This is a genomic window from Cohnella sp. WQ 127256 (genome assembly GCF_024519285.1).
Taxonomy (GTDB): Bacteria; Bacillota; Bacilli; order Paenibacillales; family Paenibacillaceae; genus Cohnella.
The window spans coordinates 639,739-661,123 of sequence record NZ_JAMZCY010000005.1; the positions used below are offsets into that span (position 1 = coordinate 639,739).

The window sequence follows — 21,385 nt, forward strand, 5'->3', positions numbered from 1 at the left end:
ATTCTCTCACTTAATCAACTGTTCAAGTTCTCGGCGAACTTGCTGTGGGTAGAATTGTAACGATGTGCTAGTCCCATTAGAAGCTAGCAAGGCAGCCTTCACATCGATTTGCCCATATCCAAAATCGTTGTCTTTGCCGCTTTTCCCTAAATCCTTGGCGGTACGTCGAAGTATATCTGTGACCTCGGTGTTCGTTAAATGCGAATTCGTCGCTCTAATTAAAGAAGCTAAGGCGGAGACGTGCGGACATGCCATTGATGTTCCCGATAAGGCGGCATATCGGCTTCCTGGGTAAGTGCTTGGAATAGAAGTGCCAGGGGCAGCGACATCGATGTAATCGCCGTAATTAGAATATTCAGCCCGCGATTCATCAGGATCGGTAGCAGATACGGCAATAACTTCAGGATAAGCGGCAGGATAGCCAGGACGATCGGTATTATCGTTACCACTGGCCGCAACAATGACGACTCCACGTTCATGAGCATATTTGAGAGCGTCATGCAGAAATTCCGCCTCCGCATAATTGCCAAGGCTCATATTAATAATTTTTGCCCCATGATCGGTTGCCCAGATAATGCCTTCGGCAACGGAGTAGGTAGACCCTGCCCCAGTGCTATCGAGTACCTTAACAGGCATGATCTTGGTATACCAAGTCATCCCCGCAATCCCTTCGTTATTATTGACCTCGGCAGCAATAATGCCCGCAACATGTGTTCCATGTCCAACGTCATCATCCGGTGGATTAGAGGGATCGACAATATTTATCCCTGGGACTAGTCTTCCCTTAAGATCGGGGTGATCCATTTGAACACCCGTATCCAATACGGCAACGACGACGTCAGCGCTACCTTTAGTAACATTCCAACCCGTTTCAGTTGCAATCTCCGGTAAATTCCATTGAAATTCGGAATATAGTGTGTCGTTTGGAATAATTGTCGAGTTAACGGGAGATTTATCTTGAGTATTATTTTCTAAGGGAGCTCCCCATGCACCGTTTGTTAAATAAAGGTAATGAGGCTCGACGAATTCTGGATTCCATTTATCAATAAAATATTTTTTCAAATCCATTGTTTCGTGTTTTTTCGAGCGAAACACGTATGTTTTCCCCGTATGTCGGACGACAGATAGATTAAGCTCCTTACGAAGCTGAAGTAATTGTTGATCTGTCAAAGGTTTACGGAATTTGACGACGATCTCGTCCATGGAGTAATGACTGGCATTTCCGTTATCCTCACCTGTGCGCACGGTTGTTTCCGCATTTGATCCTGGAGTAACAGATTCAATACGATAACGTCCCTCCGGAGGATAAGGGACTAGTCGCAGATTACGGAGCTGATGTCGTTCAACCGCTTGAATAATATCCGTCGAAATTAAGGCTACGATTTTTTGCTTGTTTGAAGGTGTCTTTTGAGATGTGACGAAATAGCTTTTCCCACTGTAGGTAAAGATGGGAGAGGAATAATTATTGTGAGCTGAAGTCGATTGCGCTTGAGTTAAATGGGCTTTTGCTAATTTTAAGAGCTCAGGTTTAACCTTTCCTTCCGTTTGCATTTGACCTTTGTTTGTCCATTCCACATATAAAATCTCAGGATGAGTATCTAGAAAGGCTTGCAGTTGCTTATTCGTCACTTTTCCTGATTCCTTCTTTAATAAATTCTGGACATCGCGAGTGATTTGTGAGCGGGATAATTGCTCGGTTGCAGCCATATCCTGCTTTACAATTTGCTGCTTAAATGAAGCCTCCTGCTTAGCGGCTGCGTGCATACCAGTAAGTGTAGATATCTTTGGTGATGTGGAAGGCATAGGCGTTGCAGGCGTTCGTTCAGCGGAACGGAATGCGGGCGGGATAATAGGGATTGCAAACATAACGACGGCAGCAGTGAATAAAAACCCGATCAGTATATTACGGCGCAAATTGCACCCCTCCTTCAACTTCCCTAAGGACAAGGGAGTTCATGTCATTAGGATGAAAGTGGAGTGACAAAAATATACGTTAGCTTTTTGACCTTGCCAGTACAATTTCATCCTATTTTATGTTACGATAATGGAGGTTTTAAAGGTTTTCGCATGCTCTAATCGCGAGACTTTATCGCTTAACATCCAACAACTTCGATAAGTAATGCTTTTGCACAAATGGAAAGGGGAGCAATCCATGCCAGCTATCAATATTAAATCGCTTGCCGAATCCAGCCGAGAGAAATTAAAGGCGGCTATTGATCCGATTGAACATTTTCTAAATCACAATGCACTTGAGCAACTCGTACAAGAGGAAAATCCAGATAATACGAATTTCTACAGCGGTTTACTATCCGATTTACGCCATTTGCTTGTTTTTACAGAAGTTGCATATGAGAAGCTGGGTGCAGTGCTCAGACGTCCGAATTTCGATAATGAACTTGCTGAACGCGCATTATATGAGGTGTATCATAAAGGCGTAAATTCCTTCTTCTATCCGAAAAACGAATGTTATTCCGAGGATGGTCGTTATGCCTATACGGGTCAAGATGCGATCCGTTTCCGTATGAAGCCAGTACGCCCTGCTCGTGATGTCATCCTCAGTATTTCCCGTGTATATGAGGAATTACGCGATGATCTGTCCTATTATGAAAGCGATTATTTAACACAGCGTCGCATGCTGAGCCAATCTAATTAACAAAACATGCAACAACCTCCACCCCTCTGTCCGTATACCCGTTTGTTAAGGGTACACAATAGGACAGGGGGGTGATTTTGATGCCAAAAGGAGTCGCATGTAGTGTGAGCAATTGTTCTTTCTGGAATAAGGGAAATCAATGCGGGGCTCAAGAAATTACGATTGAAGTGGATTCACATGCTAACAACCATTGGAATGAGGAATTCGCCGAGGATTTTTTTTCTCACAAGGACACTGCACAGGCTTCTTCTGTAACCTGCTGCCTGACTTTTCAACCAAAGGATCAAAAATAGGTCCAAAGAACGAGAACACTTATTTTGTCGGGACTAGTCGGACTCCGGTAGTTGTTGTACAATAAGAGTAAATTTGACTACTGGGAGATAACCGACGTGAATGTAACGACGGATCCACGCATATTGAAGCAAATGCTTCTCACACAATGGATGACTGAATTGAATCCATTAAGCAGCAATTCAACTCAAAGTATGGCGAGCGATAACTCCGGTCTCTTCGATATGTTACTAAATCAATATACGGCTACAGGTTTAACTCAAGAAACCGATACCGATACATCTTCACAATTAAGTAATCTTTCTGCTTTAGCTGCTTCAACTGCTTCTTGGAGAGGAGCATTGACCGACGATAGTGGTTCGTCCTCGACCTACGACATTCTCATTTCCGCTGCAGGAGCGAAATATGGTGTTGATCCAGCATTGATTAAGGGCGTGGTTCAATCGGAATCCTCATTTAATCCGAATGCCATCTCCTCAGCGGGTGCCAAAGGGCTCATGCAATTGATGGATGGTACAGCTAGTGGTCTAGGAGTGACGAATTCCTTTGATCCGGCTCAGAACATTGACGGAGGTACAAGGTTCTTGTCCTACTTACTTCGAAAGTATGACGGGAATGTATCAACCGCGCTTGCTGCTTATAATGCGGGTCCTGGCCGTGTTGATCGATTAGGCATTAAGAATGATCAGGATATCGCGATGAACCTGCAGAAGCTGCCTTCAGAGACGCAGAACTACATTCGTAAAGTTCTGAATGCGTCCAGTCAGTGGAGCATATAAATTCGGCGATGCAGTGATATTGACTACAGCTATAACAGGGGATCAAGACGGGAGGCTTTAAGCCATGCTCCCGTTTTTGGTCCTTTTATTATGATTTATCCTGTGAGAGCTAAGAATGGGGAAACCAACCGATGAAAACTTATTACTACGATCACAGTGCATCTACTCCGATGTTGCCTGTCGTCATTGAAACGATGAGTGAGCTGATGAAGCTACATTACGCCAATGCTGCAGCCTTACATCGTTCCGGTGCTGATGCGATGAAGCTGGTAGATAGGGCACGTGCCAGTATTGCAGAGAGAATGGGTGCTGAGCCGTCAGAGGTGGTCTTTACCTCAGGAGGAACGGAAAGCAATAACCTTGCTATCAAAGGCACCGTTAATAAGGTCGCACGAACGACTAAGCATATTATCCTTTCAGCAATAGAACATGCTTCTGTGTATGAATGTGTACGACAGTTAGAATCCTTAGGGGTTCAATCAACTATAGTGCCAGTCGATTCTCTAGGAAGAGTTAATCCGGAGGATGTGGCCAAGGCGATAAGAAAAGATACCGTGCTCGTTAGCATTATGCAAGTGAATAATGAAACGGGAGCGATTCAGCGAATTCGCGAGATCGGAGATGTTATTTCAACCCACCCCCAGGTTAGATTTCATGTGGATGGTGTACAAGCGATTGGGAAGGTTCCCTTCCTCTGGAAGGAATGGGGAGTTCATCTGTACACGGGGTCCGCTCATAAGTTTGGAGGCCCCAAGGGAATGGGATTTCTCCTCGTTAAGAATGGGATTGAGCTAGCCTCTTTATTAACTGGTGGGGGTCAAGAACAAGGCGTTCGATCGGGTACGCACAATGTTCCAGGGATCGTGGCCATGTCGCAAGCCTTAAGGCTCACACTGGAGGGCAGGGATGCACGAAGAGAGCGAATGTTTGAAATGAGAAGACAATTGCTTAAACGAATTGAAGATATACCTGAGTTGTTATTGAACGGTGCGGATGCGGATAACGAAGACACTGCACCTCATATTATTAATTTGTCTTATCCTGGGATGCGGCCAGAAGTCATCATCCATATGCTTGAAAAGCAAGGTGTACTTGTATCGTCCCAGTCGGCATGTTCCTCGAAGAGCTTGCTGCCAAGTCGGGTGCTTCTGGCTATGGGACATGATGCCGAACGGGCTTCAGGAAGTATTCGGATCAGCTTTGGAGACGAGCATACATGGAATGACATCGAAATATTGAGCGATAAGCTTAAGGCTGTTGTAGCTGAGCTGAGGCCGTTGGAGAGGAATCTGAAATGAATTACGATCTTATCATTGTAAGGTTCGGGGAAATCACGATTAAGGGAAGAAACCGTAATCGTTTCGAGAGTATGTTGGTTGATCAGATTAAGATCGCTTTAAAGACCAAGCCTGCGTTAGAGTACGTTCGAGGCTATGCACGCGTATACATTCATTTGCATGGGGAGAGTTACGAGCAAGTAGCAGCCAGACTAAAGGATATTTTCGGCATCGCGACTTTTAGTCCCGTCGTTAGCTCTGAGCATGACTTAGAAGCGATTCGGGCATGCTCCCTTGACTTATTCAGAACCTTAACGCCTGCTCCCAAAACGTTTAAGGTATCCGTAAAGCGGGGATGGAAGCAATATCCTCACGATTCTGTGGAAATGAATCACTTGATCGGGGCTCATGTGTTGCGTAATACACCTGAACTAAAGGTGGACGTACGTCAGCCAGAGGTAGAGCTAAAGGTGGATATCCAGTTTGAGCGCACCTATATTTATTGTGAAGTGGAGAGAGGCGCAGGTGGATTCCCACTCGGCATGAATGGCAAAGGGATGCTGCTTCTATCCGGTGGCATAGATAGCCCTGTTGCTGGCTGGATGGCAATGAGGAAAGGGTTAAAGATAGAGGCGGTTCATTTCCACAGCTATCCGTTCACAAGTGAGCAAGCGAAAGAGAAGGTCATTACTCTAGCGAAGCGACTTGCGTATTATAGCGGGAAAATAAAACTGCATCTCGTGCCGTTTACAGAGCTGCAAACGAAGCTTGCTCAATCCGGACATGAAAGCTTAATCATTACACTGATGAGACGCAGCATGTTAAAAATTACGGAGCGCTTAGCGGAAGAGAGTGGCGCATTGGCAATTGTGACAGGGGATAGCTTGGGACAAGTGGCTAGCCAGACGCTTGGAAGCATGAACGTAATTGGACGTTCATCATCGCTGCCGCTATTGCGTCCTCTAGTTATGATGGACAAGCAGGATATTATTACTTATGCCGAACGGATCGGCACATTCAACACCTCTATCCTGCCGTTCGAGGATTGCTGTACGTTGTTCGTACCTAAGTCGCCAGCGACTAATCCGAACTTGAAAATGGTTGAACGTGTGGAAGCTCACTTTGGTGAGGAGCTCGATCGATTGATTGAAGAAGCCGTTCAAGGAACCGAAGTGGTCGTATTAAGGGATGACGGGGAAGTAGAAGTGGCTGGTCAAAAGGAAGATGATTGGTTCTAATCGGGAATGATGATAATGGAACGCAATTGCACATACAAATAGGGGCTATCTCAGGTCAAATGACCTTACTGAGATAGCCCCTATTTGTATTTTTTGCTTATTTAGTTGCCAGTGGTGGGCTGGTCTGCGTTTTCTTGAGATGTGCATGGCGTGCTTTGATGGCGTTGGTCCATACACCGGCAACGACAACTAGTACGATCATCGTTGCGATGAAGATCCAACTGAACACCGGATTGCTGCTGAAATAGGATTTGAATTCACCTTCATGGGTAATCATTTTAGCGGCTGTATAAGCGAGGACGCCGGAACCCAAGTAAATAATCCAAGGGTATCTTTCAATGATTTTAATGAATAGGGTGCTCCCCCAGACGACAATTGGAATGCTGATCAGAAGTCCTAGTACAACAAGAAAATAATCCCCATGTGCTGCACCAGCTACAGCGATAACATTATCGAGTCCCATGGCGGCATCTGCAATGACAATCGTGCGAATGGCTCCCCATAGCGTTGTGCCCGCCTTAATGTCACCGTGATTATTTTCTTGCACAAGCAGTTTGTAAGCAATCCATATAAGTAAAACGCCTCCAATGGCGAGTAAGAACGGAATCTTGAGTAGGGAGACAACTAACATGGTCGCTATGACGCGGATGATTACTGCGCCAGCGGTACCCCAAAATACGGCTTTGCCTTGCAAGTTCTTAGGTAAATTCCTTGCTGCGAGACCAATGACGATTGCGTTATCTCCTGCTAGTAATAGATCGATGAATACGATCGTCATTAAGATAGACCAGAAGTCTACACTCAATAAATCCCAACCGAATAGTTCCATGATTAGTCCCTCCTCATACATTCAAGCAGTAATACGTCAGCATTTGGAAATGGATTCAAAAAAATACATCTACATATCCGGATCAGCTTGTACATAAACATAAAAATGGTAGAGGGGGTTTCTGCATGTTCACAATGGAAAATTTACTAGTGTTTCTTGAAATTGTAATGATTAATTTACTTCTAAGTGGTGATAACGCAATCGTCATTGCTATGGCAGGACGAAGGCTGCCTGCAGCTCAGAGAAGAAAGGCGGTGTGGTGGGGGGCAGCGGCTGCCATTGTATTACGATGCTTGCTAACGTTAGGGGCGATTTCCTTATTACATATTCCATATCTTCAAACCGCTGGAGCCTTATTACTCCTCGTGATTTCGCTACAGCTGCTCCTCGACAATAAGGAGAAATCTGAGCATACGACAGCGGCGTCTACGCTCGCGGGAGCCGTGTGGACTATTGTAGTTGCAGATTTTGTCATGAGCTTAGATAATGTTCTAGCCGTTGCTGCTGTAGCAGACGGGGATACTGCAATGCTCATTATCGGGATCGTCATGAGCATCCCAATCATTATTTGGGGAAGCTCATTTATTATACGATTACTTGATCGTTTGCCAGGTTTACTTTATGTAGGAGGAGCGTTGCTAGGCTATACCGCGGCGGAAATGATTCTGAAGGATCCAGGCTTATTGTCCTTCAAGCATTTGCTGCGGCCAGAATATGAAAAGCTGTTTCCGTTCGCTATCGTAGCATTATTATTAATAATCGCTTTAATGATTCGTCAGAGAAGCAAAGCCTCTTAATGGAGGGCTTTTCCTTGAAAATCATCTAAGGAGATCATTTTTTGACCCTAGTTCGGGTTTTTGGATCGTTTTAGGGAAAATTTTAAGTCCCGTGAACTAGTTTTTTCCCCCAACTTACATTAAACTAAAGAAAAAGATATCGCGATCCGTAACTAGAATCGTGATGAGATTGGTATGAAGTGGGGGAGCCATCGTGAACAGACAATCCGCCGCAGTCGGAATCGGAGTCGTGACTGTTGGATTGATAATTCTTTTGGGAAAACTAGGTGTTTTTGCATTTATCGGTGCTGTGTTCTGGCCTCTCTTTATTTTGATTCCCGGCGTACTGCTTCATGTTCTCTATTTTGGGCGAATGGTTCCTTCGGTTGCATTAATACCGGCTGGAATCTTAACGGTGGTATCGGTCATCCTTATGATTGGCAACTGGTTCGGCTGGGGCTTGATGAAGTATTTGTGGCCCTTGTTTCCTTTCGCAGTTGCTGTCGGGCTCTATGAGTATTATGTCTTCGGATATAGTCGCTCTAAGCAAATCTGGACGATTACTGTGTCGTTAGCTCTAATATCTATTGTTCTCTTTGTATTAACGATACTCTGGACTTGGGGAGTATATGTATTGGCAGCAGGTTTGATTGGTTTAGGTGCTTGGCTCGTCATTCGCAGGCCGCGAACTTGGTAAGTTGTAATAACATCGTATAAAATTGTTGGCTTTTCAAGAAAAGTAGCGTATAATATAAGGGATGAGGACCAGCGAAGTCTTACTTGTCGCTGTGTCAGTCGTACCGGTGATGCGAATTAACGTCGGCCTCTAGTCGACGTTTTGTTTTGTGGTTTTATGTATATAGCCCGATACGGGACAGAGAAAAATCGAGGAGTGGAACTATGCATTCAAGAGATCGCATTCGTAACATCGCAATTATTGCCCACGTTGACCACGGTAAAACAACTTTAGTTGACCAATTATTGCGTCAATCAGGAACGTTCCGTGATAACGAACAGCTTCAAGAACGCGCAATGGATTCTAATGATATCGAGCGGGAGCGCGGTATTACTATCCTAGCGAAGAACACTGCTATTGAGTACAAGGATACATTAATTAACATTGTTGATACTCCAGGACATGCCGATTTTGGTGGCGAAGTTGAACGGATTATGAAAATGGTTGATGGTGTATTGCTAGTAGTTGATGCATTCGAAGGCTGTATGCCACAAACGAAATTCGTACTTCGTAAAGCACTACAATCAGGTCTTACACCGGTTGTCGTCTTAAACAAAATCGATCGCCCAGCAGCTCGTCCTGCCGAAGTTATTGATGAAGTGCTTGAATTGTTTATCGAGCTTGAAGCAAACGATGAGCAATTAGAGTTCCCGGTTGTTTACGCGTCCGGTCTAAACGGTATCGCTGGTAATACTCCGGATGACTTACAAGAGACAATGGAACCTCTATACGAGATGATTCTAGACCATATCCCTTCTCCGAAGGAAAATCCAGATGAGCCGTTGCAATTCCTTGTTACTTTGCTTGATTACAATGAATACATGGGTCGTATCGCGATTGGTCGTGTGAATCGTGGACGTATTCAACAGGGTCAAGTTGTCGCTGTAATCGACCGCGATGGTGCAATTAAACAAGCTCGGATCGAGAAATTGTTCGGCTTCCAGGGCTTGAAGCGTATTGAAATCGCAGAAGCTGCTGCTGGTGATATTGTTGCAATTGCTGGTCTGAAAGAAATTAATATTGGTGAAACAATTGCTGACCCAGCTAATCCTGAAGCGTTGCCTGTTCTTGCGATTGATGAGCCAACTTTGCAAATGACTTTCTTGGTTAATAATAGTCCTTTTGTAGGTCGCGAAGGTAAATGGGTGACTTCCCGTAAATTACGTGAGCGTCTATTTAAAGAAATCGAAACAGATGTAAGCTTGCGCGTAGAAGAGACTGATAGCCCTGACGCTTTCGTTGTTAGCGGACGTGGAGAGCTGCATCTTAGTATTCTAATCGAGAACATGCGTCGTGAAGGATTCGAGATCCAAGTGTCGAAACCGGAAGTAATCATTAAAGAGGTTGACGGCGTGAAATGTGAGCCGATCGAGCGTTTACTGATTGACGTGCCGGAAGAAAGCATGGGCTCTGTCATGGAAAGCATTGGAACGCGTAAAGCGGAGATGGTTAACATGATCAATAATGGAACAGGACAAGTACGTTTGGAATTCCTTATTCCAGCACGTGGCTTGATCGGATATCGTACGACTTTCTTGACGTTGACTCGTGGTTATGGCGTTATGAACCATGCTTTCGACAGCTATGGTCCTTTGATCGGCGGTCAAGTTGGCGGACGTCACCAAGGTGTTCTTATTGCGAGCGAAACAGGCAAAACAACTATGTATGGTATGATGTCTGTAGAAGATCGTGGTATTTTGTTCCTAGAGCCAGGTGAAGATGTTTACGAAGGTATGATGGTCGGTGAGCATACTCGTGATAGCGATATTATCGTTAACATTTGTAAGGAAAAAGCTTTGAATAACATTCGTACTGCGAACAAAGAAGAAACTGTAAGGTTGAAATCACCGCGTCTGATGTCACTCGAAGAAGCACTTGAGTATTTGAATGACGATGAATTGTGTGAGATTACGCCTAAGAGTATTCGTCTTCGTAAGAAAGTACTCAATAAGAGCGAGCGCGAAAGAACTGAGAAGCAGCGTCGCACGGCGGATTCCAACGCATAATTGGATAATCGTCTAAGGAGGGTTTTCTATGCAGCAGTGGTTTCATGATCACCAGTTGATTTCCTATCTGCTCATTGTTGCCTGTACGATGTATATTTTTAATACCGTATTTAGAATGGGTAAACTTCCTATTCTTAAAGAAATTGCTGTACACATTGTATTGGCGCTCGGCTGTTTAATACTACTTGTATTACAGCTTGATAAATTGCCGATCATTCAGTGCATGGCCGTTGCTGTTGGAATGATGGCGCTTCTTAGGATGCGACAATTCTACGACAAGCGTAAAGCATACCGTAGCAAGAAGAATGGCGGTTCACCTCGGATGGATTCCGTCGATCCGCAATAGCTTCACTGAATTTCTGACTGCATGATAGAAACGTCTACAACCGTCCTCTCTGGACGGTTGAGCCGTTTTACTTGGAGAGGGGAAACGGTTGTGTCTTTGATGGATACGTTGTTCTACTGGCTACAGATGAAGTGGGTTTCCGACGCCCATCCTGAGGATGAAGCGGCAAAGGAAACACTCTTCTTTTTTGCGCAAATTTTGTCGGAAGATCACGAACTTGTGTCGTATGATGTTAGCTCGGTGGATTCAGGAAAAATACATATTACATATTCTAAAAATGATGGAACGTCTCGTGCCGTGTGGTTTGATCGGGAAGCCGTGGAGCAATTAAACCGAGATATGTTTGGACTTTCGGTTGGCGCGGATGAAGATTCTGACACGGAGGATGAGGAGGAATTAGTTTGATTCAAGATACATCCTTGCCGACGCGATCTAAGACTCGTACGTCACCCTCCAAAAAAACTAAGCCACCTGGCAAGAAATTTCGATGGGGTAGACTTGTTTTCTTATTGCTTGGAGCAATCATTCTAATTTTGGTTTGCTATGTGGCATATTTATTAGTTGTTGGGGATAAGAACCTGACAAAGATAGCTAAACCTGATGATGGCAAAGGCAGTACTACAATTGCCAAGGAACAGCGAGCTCAAGTTAAACCCATTGCGCTAACCCTACTCGGTTTGGATACACGTAGCGAGACGGGAAGTATGAACACCGATGTGATGATGGTAGCGGCCTTTAATCCGATCACCAAAACAGCAACGGTAGTCTCTATCCCAAGGGACAGTGATTTGGAGTTGGAAGGCTATAAGAAGCATAAAGCGAATGGGTATTATGCGGCTTTCTACATGAGCGGACGTAACAAAGAGAAGCTGGAAGGCGATGCAATTCCGGCGTATGCACGAGTTGAAACCCGCGATATGTTATCTAAATTTTTCGGAATTCCAATTGACTATACGGCTGTTATCGATTTCAAAGGTTTTGTTGATGTTGTGGATGCTCTTGATGGTGTGACTGTCACAGTAGACAAAGATATGCGTTACGTTGATTCTGTCGACGATACGAACATTGATCTGAAGAAGGGTGAACAAAAGCTCGACGGGGAGCAGGCACTCGGATTCGTTCGTTATCGGAAGTCTAATTCTAACCGCGGATTTAAACCGACGGCAGCGTCCAGCGATTTTGAACGTAACGAGCGACAAAGCCAAGTTCTCGGTGCAATTGTAGATCGTATGAAGTCATTCAGTAGCGTAACGAAGGTGGATAGCCTTCTTAATGCAGTAGGTGACAATATGAGGACGGATATTCCGAAAAAACAGATTGAGAACATGATCGCAACGTATTTCGGAATTAACCGATCGGATATTCGTTTCATACCGTTAACGGGAACATGGAGAAGTCCTTATGTGTATTTGGATGAAGATAAGCTACAGGAAGCTAAACAGGCTTTAGCTGAAGATCTGAATCCGAAAGGTCGCCCCATAGCTGTTGTGCCTACAGGCTCACCATCCGCTGCGGAGTAACGATTGTCCGTTGGAAACTGGTTATCCATGTGGTATAATTAAGCAAGAAACTCCATTAGGAGGGCTACGGGTGGAAATAACCAATATCTCTCTGATCAGTACACGACCATTCAAATGCTGCCATAAGAAAGCCCAGTGATTTTTCACTGGGCTTTTTGTCATTTTCTGAGCTTATCTAATGAGCTTGTCCCGATGTTCTCCGGTTTTTTCTCAGGCATGATGTTCCTTGGAATTTGTGGAATGATTCTTCCGATTATGTCTGCAAGTTCATCTGTAAATCCGGAAATGGGATGTCCGTTTTTCACATCGGCTCTAATCTCACGAACTCTCTGGGTAAGGTCGATATCTGCCGTTACAATGGCATCGATTCCGTAAGGATCTTTGCGGAACGCTTCAGCTACCGAATATTTGATTGTTCCGACCTTAGTTCGCTCCATCGTCTCATCAACATCGATTCCGACAATTGCATATTTGCCGAAGACAACACAGTTTGCACCTTTGACGCCCTCAATTCCACGAGCAAGTGATTCCAAATGAGCAGCAACCTGCTTCGGGTTTGAAGAATTCATCTTAGACTCTACATGATTGGCTTGGGCCTTTAGACGATTATTCGAAGGCACTGGCGCTGATTGCTTGTTACTACAGCCTACGGAGCCCATTGCCAAAGCAAGTAGCATCAGCAATGTGGTTCCGAAAGCGATCATTTTATATTGCTTCAATGTTCGTCACCAACCTGGTTTGGAGGGATGCCCGTACTAGCCGATACTGTTCAAGATCGTGTCGGTAGTTACAGGAGAAAACGTTCGATGGTCATATTGTTCCCTGTCAATCGCTCAGTATGTAAGACTCCTTGGGAGAAATCATTAACCACGTATGTGAATATTAGCCAAAATCGCGGATCGGGAGGGAACACCCATGCGTAAAATTTATGTGCTGGACACAAATGTACTATTGCACGATCCGCTATCCTTGTTCTCATTCGAAGATAATGAAGTCATTATCCCATCTGTTGTGCTTGAAGAAATCGATTCGAAGAAACGTCTTGCCGATGAGATCGGGCGTAATGCTCGCAATATCTCACGGGAATTAGACAGTATGAGAGCCGTTGGACAATTGCATAATGGGGTTGTGCTTCCTAATGGCGGTTTATTAAAGGTGGAAATGAATCACCGCCGCTTTGTGAGGGTTCAGGAATTGTTTGGTGAAATGACGAATGATAATCGGATACTCGCGGTGGCGTTGAATTACCATATTGAAGAGCAGGAAAGTAATGATCCTCGTCCTGTTATTATTGTGAGTAAAGATGTTCTAGTTAGAGTAAAAGCAGATGTGCTTGGGATTATCGCTCAGGATTATTTATCAGATCAGACCGTGTCCGTGTCAGATCAATATACAGGACATCTTACACTCCATGTCCACCCATCCGTCATTGATGCCTTTTACTCCACAAGAGTTCTCGCTGTGAACCAGATCGGCATTAAAGTGACATTGCACCCCAATGAATTTGTTATTTTGCGGGATGAGCTTGGAACGTCTAAATCAGCACTTCTCAAGGTATCCTCTGATGGACATCGGTTAGAACCTCTTCATATGAGTAACGATCCGATATGGGGAATTACAGCACGTAACGCGCAGCAACGAATGGCGTTGGAGCTATTGCTTAACGATGATATCCCTTTGGTTACACTTACGGGTCGTGCAGGGACAGGGAAGACCTTAATAACGCTCGCAGCAGGTCTCATGAAGGTGGAAGATGAGCACCGTTTCAAGAAGCTTCTCATCGCACGTCCTGTCGTACCCATGGGTAAGGATATCGGTTATCTACCAGGAGAAAAGGAAGAAAAGCTGCGTCCGTGGATGCAGCCCATCTATGATAATTTGGAATTTTTGTTTGATACGAAGAAAGCCGGCGATCTCGATAAAATATTAATGGGAATGGGAAGTATCCAGGTGGAGGCTCTCACATACATTCGCGGACGTTCAATACCCGGTCAATTCATTATTATTGATGAGGCGCAAAATCTAAGTAAACACGAGGTGAAGACAATCGTTTCTCGTGTCGGGGAAAATAGTAAAATTGTCCTGCTCGGTGATCCGGAGCAAATAGATCACCCTTATCTGGATTCGCAAAGCAATGGTCTCACTTACTTGGTGGAACGCTTCAAAGAAGAAGGAATCAGCGGTCATGTTACATTAGAAAAAGGGGAGCGTTCCCGTCTAGCACAGCTAGCGACAGAGCGACTATAGCTCTTGTCTCATTCTAATCATGCCATTTCAATGTACAACTGTAGACTTGAGCCACCTTCACTGCAAGATCAACAAGTTGTCGGTCGATCAAATATATGTTCCTATTGTCGTTCTTGATATGACCAATCAGATTTTCCTCTAACTGTAGTAAAGCTGGGGCGGGTTCCGCATCCAGCTTTTCTGCGTGCAGAGAGAATAAAGCGGTTAATGATAAGTCGAAGAAAATATGGTCATTGGGAGTTAGAATGGCATAATCTTCGTAGAGCTCACCTTTCTCAATTCCGGCAGAGGGTAATAATACTAATTCGCAAGTATCAGCATCCACTCGATAATGTTCAAGTACTTCTTTAATTGCAGCAATATGATGCTCTGATTCGATAATGAGCAAATCCATGTACCGATCAAATAAAGGTACGCGTTGTTCAATTTGTTTTAACATTTTTGCAGCTATTTCGGGATGAAGGTTGTGAGGAACCTGCATCTCCAAGCCGATTAATCGTTGTATGTTCATTCTGACAGCCACTCTCCTAGCGTGAATTATGAAACTACCTAACGATTAAAGCGCTTACTAAAATAGAGAGACAGGTGAGCCCAGTCCTGTTATCATGAATAAAGTGATAATAACGAAGCGATGAAAAAGGTGAATTGCTGTGGCCAGACGTAAATCGGCCTTAGTGTTTCTGTTGCTCTGTATAATGGTTGTCATCTTATCTCCGTGGGCGGATGCTCCATCCCCTGTTTCATCGGTTGCAGTCGTTCCCGAGAGAGAAGTTCCGGAGCCGACAGAGTCTATTATGACTCAAGAAACTCAAGAAATCTCTTACTTAACCGTTGAGGTTGCTCTCGTGGAGAAGGAATTTAATGCTCTGTTTATTCAGAATGAAGAGTTCAAGAAGAGGCATCCGGATATCCTTGTCCAGATGCGCAGGATTGAACCCTCTCAAGCTTATTCGGTGTATAAATTATCCTCCAAAATGGAACAATCCGCAGATATTATGTTGTTACCCAATGAGTGGGTGAAGGAGTTCGCTTCTTCAGGTTTTTTGCTTCCTGCGGACGCAGCTTTTGTAGGTAAGGCACTAGCTGAACAGTTTGATGCATTAGCAGCCCCCCTGAAATGGAACGGCTATATGTGGGGTGTACCACGGGATATGGACCCCTACGTTGTCGTATGGAATAAGGATATGCTGCAGGAATGGCTTGGAGAGAATGTCATCTTTCCACTTAGCATTGAACAATGGACCACGTTAGCGGATATGAGTGTACAATCACAAGGAACGATCTCTTGGCTTTCTTTGGATGGTAACGATCCTTTCTCCCTATTAGCTTGGCTGGAAAATGTCGCAAATGAGCGTAGCGACGGATTGTTGGATACAGGGACGGACGTATGGAATGGGACAATATTCGAACAAGCCTTACTATTACTCGACCAGTACAAGGCAAATATTAATTTCGTAGGGACTGAGGAAATTTCCGCCCAGTTACTGAAAGATAGAGCGACGATTATGGCGATTGTCCCTTATTCTATAGCGGCTAAATGGAATGCTGTACCTCGTCTTGACTCAGAGCCTAAGTTAGAGATTGATCATCAATTTTGGAAGCTGCCGTTTGTTTGGCCACGAGGCAATAGCTTCGTCATCTCTGCGAATACGAAAGTGGAAGAAGCAGCCAATGTGTGGATTTCGGAGATGACTGAAGACTTAATCCAATTGCAAAATATGGACGAAACCGGAAAGCTTCCTGTCTACCGCGCACTTTATGATAGCGACAGAACGTTATCTAATTTACTGTCAGGTAGAAGCAGTCAAGCATTCCCCAATCAGGCTCCGCTTCAAATGGGACCAGATTTAGCGGAACGTCTCAAGCAGATAGGTATTCTCTGGGCGAGGTTAAGCTCGGGTAATCTGACGATTGACGAATGGAAAAGCATGTGGTCCGGAATCAGTCACTTATCCGCCGATCGAGAGCTGAACGATTAAATTCCCATCTTCCATGGAAACGCTTTGGGCTTTAACATATTTAATGAGCTTCTGCGGATAGAACCCTAAATCGAATTCTCTTTCGAGATCTGCCCTCGTCGTATCGGGGAGCTCTAATCCGTTAAAGACCAATTTATCAACATGGAAGCGAATCGAATTTTCTGGTTCATTCTCCACGGTATATCGACCTTGTATCGTAACCTGAATGTTGCCATTGTCTCCTTCCATCGTTAGAAGATCGTTGTCGAACTTAAAAGAAAAATCTTTGAATCGAGGATCTTCTCCACGTAGAAATTCGTTTAGCTGGGCGTCTGATAGGGTTAGCTTTGTTTTTAACCCCGTAGATTGAATGATGCCCGGTGTTTTTTTGACGAAATCCGGTAAATTATGCATGGCATTCGCAAGTGCTTTGAAATGCTGTTTAACCTCGTAAAGACCAACATTTTTCCAATAAGCTTGTAGCTCCTCCATTAAGTGAAGCAGCATTTGTTCATCTCCGCTTGTGGCTAGAGCTTGATCTAGATCGTTCTGCAAAGCGATAATCCGTTCCCGTTGGGTGACAAGCTGCTTTTCGACTGCGGAGAGCTCCGCTTTGTCCGTATTCAGCTTACTGTAGCCCTTCCTTAGCAATTGATAATGATCACTATAGCTGTTCATCGCCTTATTATCGGATTGAACAATCATATCCATCGTATCCCATACACGAATGATCTCGGGCAATGAGTTTGCATTCAATAATGCGGATAACCAGAAATCCTTGTAGCCCATATAGTAGGAGCGAAGCACACGTCCTGCTTTTTCCCGTTGTACGGCTATTGCAATTTCTTGCTCTGCGAGCTGTCGCTCGCTTCTATCAATCTCAACTTGGGTTTTTCCTTTAAGTCCAGATATTCGTGCGATCTCGCGATCAATCTCAACAACGGATAAGCTTTTCTCTAACAGCTTCCTTGTTTGTTCAGGGAGAGGCTCCGCATATACAGGGAGTAGCGCACCAGTACGGGATGTGGCTATTAATGCAGAAGCGATCAGTACAGCAATAAGCAAACGACGCATCGGGATTCCTCCTTCGGACGAACGTCGAGTCGTCTAATCCTATGTTATTATAATATGACAATCTAGTCTGGGGAAGGTGTTGAAACGATGGAAGCCGATTTTTCAGAAACATCGCTCACCGCCATTATTAAAGAGACGATACTTGATAGTCAACTTATCGGTATTTTAGATGCCGGTATGAAGTTGTCCGCAATCCCCTTCCATCAGTATATGACGTTATGTCTCTATCATCCCGATTTTGGTTATTATCGTGCGGGAACTTCTAGAGTGGGGCGAGAAGGGGACTTCTATACTAGCGCCTACGTTGGGGAATTAATGGGGGAACAGCTAGCTTCAGAGCTGTCACGTCATGCTAAGAGATGGTTTGCAGAGGATGACACTGTAGAGATCATCGATTGGGGCGGTGGTACGGGTCGTCTCAGTCGCCAAATGCTGGATGCTTGGAATATTGAAGAGGTCACGGATGGACGAGACAATCCATTTTTCCTAACCGTCGTTGAAGGAAATCCAGAGCATCGTCGCTTAGCGAGTTTAGAATTGGACTCTTACATACAAGCAGGCAAAGCACGTGTTATCAGTCGCGAAGAGGGGGAAGGCTTAAACTTTGGTGAGCACCCGGTGATGGTTGTGGCGAACGAGCTTCTGGATGCTTTTCCTACTTATCGGATAGTGCAACGAGAGGGAAAGCTGTGGGAGTGGGGAGTCGCGTGGCAGGAAGGTGTCGGTCTGATCTCCTGCTTGCTGGAGCTGGATAACCCTCGACTTAAAAATTGGATAAGCGATAATCATATTAGCTTAATGGATAACCAGTCCATTGAAATCAATTTGGATGCGGGGGATTGGGTAGCTGACCTCGCTGGCCGACTGGAACAGGCGATTGTCATTTTCATTGATTATGGAGACGAGACAGAGGAATTAATTTCAGCCCATCGAATGGATGGGACCTTGATGTGTTATTATCAGCATCGAGCGCATAATGATCCATTTCGGATGCCTGGGGAGCAGGATTTGACGTCGCACGTTAACTTTAGTCATATTCGCAAGAGTGCCGAGAGCCAAGGCTTACAAGAGCAATGGTACGGTTCACAAAAAAGGTTTCTCGTGGAGTCAGGATTGCTAGAGAAGCTTGTCTCCCATACCCATACAGATCCGTTTCATCCTGTTGTTCGACGTAATCGAGCCATTCGTCAGCTACTGCTGTCTGACGGAATGAGCGAGTTATTTAAAGTGCAGGTTTTGCTTAAAATATAAATAAGAAAAAGAGGCTGTTACCAAGTCGTAATCGACTTTGGAAACAGCCTCTTTGCTTGCTCATTTGTGGTTAGTGGACATATGTAACCTGTTTCTATACCGGCATACCCATCTCGAATACGGACCAGTAGGTGAATCCGAGGAATGCGAGTATCATGTATCCCCAGAACATCATCATGTATGTCCGTTCTGTGAAATTCAAGTACCCGAGCAAGAAGAAAACAGCGGTTTGCATGAAAAACAACAATGCGAATTCATACATGTCGCCAGCAAACGCCATAAGGGCAATTACCAGTGTCCAGAAGCCGAGCACTCTAAACATACGTGCCATCGTTAATTCCCCTCTCATAACACAAGACGATTTCTAATGCATATTATAACGTTTGAACAAAAGGGTGTAAACCAACAAAGTAGTGACGAATCGGCAAACTTTTTGAATATAAATATAATGTTCCCGCTTGTCGAACGTATATGCAATCTGATTTCTTAAAACTCGATTTACCAGTCAAAGGTATAGTGAATCAAAAAATGGATATAAATAGAAGTATCCGATAGATTCTATGAATTCTACAACGGGCATAGAAATGAAGAAAGCAGCAAAATATATGCGATCTATAAGGAGGGAAGGGCACCCATGACGGCTGTGAGACAAGACGCATGGAGTCCGGATGATGATTTGATTTTGGCGGAGGTAACCTTACGCCACATCCGTGAAGGCAGCACCCAATTATCCGCTTTTGAGGAAGTGGGGCAGCGAATCGCCCGAACCTCTGCAGCATGCGGTTTTCGTTGGAATAGTTGTGTCCGCAAGAGATACGATGAAGCCATCGGAATGGCTAAGCAACAGCGTCAGAAGCGGAATTATCTCAAGAAGCAAGGGATATCCGCGATATCTGGTTCGGAGCGACTAGTCGTCGAAGAAGGCGACAATGTGAAGGCGGAGCTATTATCCGCTGAATCTATGTCATTGGAAGCAATTATTCGCTATTTGCGCCAATGGAAAGGTACTGTTCAGGAGATGAGTCGGCAGATTCGTCATCTGGAGAAGGAATTGAAAGAGAAGGACGATCGTTTGAGCGAATTCCGCGAAATCAACGAACGGCTTTCTAAAGAGGTCAACGAGGTTCAGACGGATTACCGGGTCGTTAATGACGACTATAAAGCGCTCATTCGTATTATGGACCGTGCTCGTCGTCTCGCTTTTTTAACAGAAGAAGTAGACGAGGATCGGGCAAGGTTTAAGATGGATGCGAATGGTAATCTAGAAAGAATTGAGTAAACGTATTCAGAGAGCAGACAAAACCCGCGAGGACTTTCCTCGCGGGTTTTGCTTTGACCACGATTCAGTAAAGATTACATTCTCTATACTTGATCTGCATCGTCCTCGAAATAAACGTTGAACATCTTGAAAGGAAAGCGATTGCCATTTATGCTTGTGTTGAATAAAAAATGAGATGAGGCACAGCTAGATTATGAATAAGGTGGCAGTGTTGGGCGGAGGCTCTCTTGGATTATTACTAGCGAGTAAATTGAAGGCTTCAGGAAATGACTGTGTGCTATGGACGAGAACTCGAAGCCAAGCCTCTCTGCTGAATAACAATGGACTTACGCTAGAAAATCAAGCGGGAGAAAGGGTTAGTAGAGTGACTATGACTGCTCTTGCATTTGAAGATGTACATTCTTGCGAGGATAGGATTGTCCTGCTAGCTGTCAAACAAACCGCATTAACTCAAGCATTCATAGATCATCTTTCTAGAATTATCCCTGTACAAGGAACCCTTGTACTCTTTCAGAACGGGATAGGCCACCAGGAGCTCCTACAGCAAGCGTTGCCGGGTAGAACGCTAATTGTAGCGGTTACCACTGAAGGGGCGCTAAGAATCGATGAAACAGCCGTACGGCACACCGGGAGCGGAGAAACCCAGATTGCTGAAGATGATCAAATAGATCGGGATCAGCTGCAGTCTGTTAAACGAATGTTGGAACAGGCAGGATTTTCCGTTTTATTGTCGAAACAGTTGAGAACAGCCATTTTACGTAAGTTACTTATTAATGCTGTTATTAACCCACTTACCGCAATATTGCGTATTCGTAATGGTGAGCTTACACAATCCGTTGATCGAATGGAATTAATGAATGCTTTATTTCATGAGACGTTCGATATATTAAAAGAATATGGCTTAGGTGAGGAATCCGAGTTATGGAATACCGTGCTTCAAGTCTGCTCTGCAACTAGTCGTAATGAATCCTCTATGCTGCAAGATGTATCGGCGCATAAACAAACTGAGGTGGAATTCATTAACGGAGCAATTTGTCGAATGGCGGCTAAGCAAGGCAAAGATGCGCCTTGGAACAAAGCTGTTACGGCGCTTGTCAGAGCCATTCAATAAATGGGGGGAGAGGT

At 44.5% G+C, this 21,385-nt stretch carries 22 protein-coding genes; 16 read left to right on the top strand and 6 right to left on the bottom strand.

Translation table 11 applies throughout. The features are described from left to right. Positions 1-6 precede the first annotated feature (6 nt). Entirely contained in the window at positions 7-1,914 is a 1,908-nt protein-coding gene (locus M1K58_RS17940) for a S8 family peptidase (protein ID WP_306220521.1), read from the bottom strand. A 238-nt stretch (positions 1,915-2,152) separates the two neighbouring features. On the opposite strand from M1K58_RS17940, the gene M1K58_RS17945 reads away from it, so the two are divergent. The 5 genes from M1K58_RS17945 to thiI all read left to right on the top strand — a co-directional run bounded on the left by M1K58_RS17945 (position 2,153) and on the right by thiI (position 6,238). Further along, positions 2,153-2,653, top strand: a complete 501-nt coding sequence (locus tag M1K58_RS17945) for a YpuI family protein (protein ID WP_256760206.1) — start codon at positions 2,153-2,155, stop codon at positions 2,651-2,653. An 80-nt stretch (positions 2,654-2,733) separates the two neighbouring features. Then, complete coding sequence (locus M1K58_RS17950) at positions 2,734-2,946, top strand: DUF1540 domain-containing protein (protein ID WP_256760207.1); 213 nt, start codon at positions 2,734-2,736, stop codon at positions 2,944-2,946. Between the two features lie 96 nt (positions 2,947-3,042). After that, on the top strand, positions 3,043-3,723 hold the full coding sequence (locus tag M1K58_RS17955; protein WP_256760208.1) for a lytic transglycosylase domain-containing protein: 681 nt from the start codon (positions 3,043-3,045) through the stop codon (positions 3,721-3,723). A gap of 131 nt (positions 3,724-3,854) precedes the next feature. Then, a complete protein-coding gene (locus M1K58_RS17960; protein ID WP_256760209.1) occupies positions 3,855-5,021 on the top strand; it encodes a cysteine desulfurase family protein in 1,167 nt (388 codons plus the stop codon). Further along, the gene (thiI, locus tag M1K58_RS17965) at positions 5,018-6,238 is read left to right on the top strand and encodes a tRNA uracil 4-sulfurtransferase ThiI (protein ID WP_256760210.1); all 1,221 of its coding nucleotides are present in this window, start codon (positions 5,018-5,020) and stop codon (positions 6,236-6,238) included. The genes M1K58_RS17960 and thiI overlap by 4 nt, the downstream gene beginning before the upstream one ends. Positions 6,239-6,335: 97 nt before the next feature. Here the strand turns inward: thiI and M1K58_RS17970 are convergent, their stop codons facing one another. Continuing rightward, the gene (locus M1K58_RS17970; protein ID WP_256760211.1) at positions 6,336-7,067 is read right to left on the bottom strand and encodes a TerC family protein; all 732 of its coding nucleotides are present in this window, start codon (positions 7,065-7,067) and stop codon (positions 6,336-6,338) included. A gap of 125 nt (positions 7,068-7,192) precedes the next feature. On the opposite strand from M1K58_RS17970, the gene M1K58_RS17975 reads away from it, so the two are divergent. From M1K58_RS17975 to M1K58_RS18000, 6 genes are all read left to right on the top strand, one after another. Beyond that, on the top strand, positions 7,193-7,864 hold the full coding sequence (locus M1K58_RS17975) for a TerC family protein (protein WP_256760212.1): 672 nt from the start codon (positions 7,193-7,195) through the stop codon (positions 7,862-7,864). A 193-nt stretch (positions 7,865-8,057) separates the two neighbouring features. Continuing rightward, positions 8,058-8,540: a hypothetical protein gene (locus M1K58_RS17980; RefSeq protein ID WP_256760213.1), complete on the top strand. Its 483-nt coding sequence runs from the start codon at positions 8,058-8,060 to the stop codon at positions 8,538-8,540. 203 nt (positions 8,541-8,743) lie between these two features. Beyond that, on the top strand, positions 8,744-10,585 hold the full coding sequence (gene typA, locus M1K58_RS17985; protein WP_256760214.1) for a translational GTPase TypA: 1,842 nt from the start codon (positions 8,744-8,746) through the stop codon (positions 10,583-10,585). A 28-nt stretch (positions 10,586-10,613) separates the two neighbouring features. After that, positions 10,614-10,931, top strand: a complete 318-nt coding sequence (locus M1K58_RS17990; protein WP_256760215.1) for a YlaH-like family protein — start codon at positions 10,614-10,616, stop codon at positions 10,929-10,931. A 90-nt stretch (positions 10,932-11,021) separates the two neighbouring features. Then, positions 11,022-11,336, top strand: coding sequence for a hypothetical protein (locus M1K58_RS17995; protein WP_256760216.1), 315 nt, complete (start codon positions 11,022-11,024; stop codon positions 11,334-11,336). After that, the gene (locus tag M1K58_RS18000) at positions 11,333-12,451 is read left to right on the top strand and encodes an LCP family protein (RefSeq protein ID WP_256760217.1); all 1,119 of its coding nucleotides are present in this window, start codon (positions 11,333-11,335) and stop codon (positions 12,449-12,451) included. Before M1K58_RS17995 ends, M1K58_RS18000 begins: the two co-directional genes overlap by 4 nt. Before the next feature lie 158 nt (positions 12,452-12,609). Here the strand turns inward: M1K58_RS18000 and M1K58_RS18005 are convergent, their stop codons facing one another. Further along, positions 12,610-13,170, bottom strand: a complete 561-nt coding sequence (locus tag M1K58_RS18005; protein ID WP_256760218.1) for a YhcN/YlaJ family sporulation lipoprotein — start codon at positions 13,168-13,170, stop codon at positions 12,610-12,612. 196 nt (positions 13,171-13,366) lie between these two features. Here M1K58_RS18005 and M1K58_RS18010 point away from each other — a divergent pair, with 196 nt between their 5' ends. After that, on the top strand, positions 13,367-14,698 hold the full coding sequence (locus M1K58_RS18010) for a PhoH family protein (protein ID WP_256760219.1): 1,332 nt from the start codon (positions 13,367-13,369) through the stop codon (positions 14,696-14,698). A 13-nt stretch (positions 14,699-14,711) separates the two neighbouring features. Here the strand turns inward: M1K58_RS18010 and M1K58_RS18015 are convergent, their stop codons facing one another. Then, on the bottom strand, positions 14,712-15,209 hold the full coding sequence (locus tag M1K58_RS18015) for a hypothetical protein (protein WP_256760220.1): 498 nt from the start codon (positions 15,207-15,209) through the stop codon (positions 14,712-14,714). 139 nt (positions 15,210-15,348) lie between these two features. On the opposite strand from M1K58_RS18015, the gene M1K58_RS18020 reads away from it, so the two are divergent. Next, positions 15,349-16,677 carry an extracellular solute-binding protein gene (locus tag M1K58_RS18020; RefSeq protein WP_256760221.1) on the top strand — a complete coding sequence of 443 codons (1,329 nt, stop codon included), beginning with the start codon at positions 15,349-15,351 and terminating at the stop codon, positions 16,675-16,677. On the opposite strand, the gene M1K58_RS18025 is transcribed toward M1K58_RS18020, so the two are convergent. Further along, positions 16,648-17,730: a hypothetical protein gene (locus M1K58_RS18025; protein ID WP_256760222.1), complete on the bottom strand. Its 1,083-nt coding sequence runs from the start codon at positions 17,728-17,730 to the stop codon at positions 16,648-16,650. The two genes, M1K58_RS18020 and M1K58_RS18025, sit on opposite strands and share 30 nt — an antisense overlap. Positions 17,731-17,817: 87 nt before the next feature. Between M1K58_RS18025 and M1K58_RS18030 the strand changes: the two genes are divergently transcribed. Further along, positions 17,818-18,981 carry a class I SAM-dependent methyltransferase gene (locus M1K58_RS18030; protein ID WP_256760223.1) on the top strand — a complete coding sequence of 388 codons (1,164 nt, stop codon included), beginning with the start codon at positions 17,818-17,820 and terminating at the stop codon, positions 18,979-18,981. Between the two features lie 94 nt (positions 18,982-19,075). Here M1K58_RS18030 and M1K58_RS18035 read toward each other — a convergent pair whose 3' ends face one another. Continuing rightward, complete coding sequence (locus M1K58_RS18035) at positions 19,076-19,312, bottom strand: DUF2626 domain-containing protein (protein ID WP_256760224.1); 237 nt, start codon at positions 19,310-19,312, stop codon at positions 19,076-19,078. Positions 19,313-19,615: 303 nt separating this feature from the next. Between M1K58_RS18035 and M1K58_RS18040 the strand changes: the two genes are divergently transcribed. Then, the gene (locus M1K58_RS18040; RefSeq protein WP_256760225.1) at positions 19,616-20,260 is read left to right on the top strand and encodes an RsfA family transcriptional regulator; all 645 of its coding nucleotides are present in this window, start codon (positions 19,616-19,618) and stop codon (positions 20,258-20,260) included. A gap of 193 nt (positions 20,261-20,453) precedes the next feature. After that, on the top strand, positions 20,454-21,371 hold the full coding sequence (locus M1K58_RS18045; RefSeq protein WP_256760226.1) for a ketopantoate reductase family protein: 918 nt from the start codon (positions 20,454-20,456) through the stop codon (positions 21,369-21,371). The last annotated feature ends 14 nt before the right edge of the window (positions 21,372-21,385 follow it).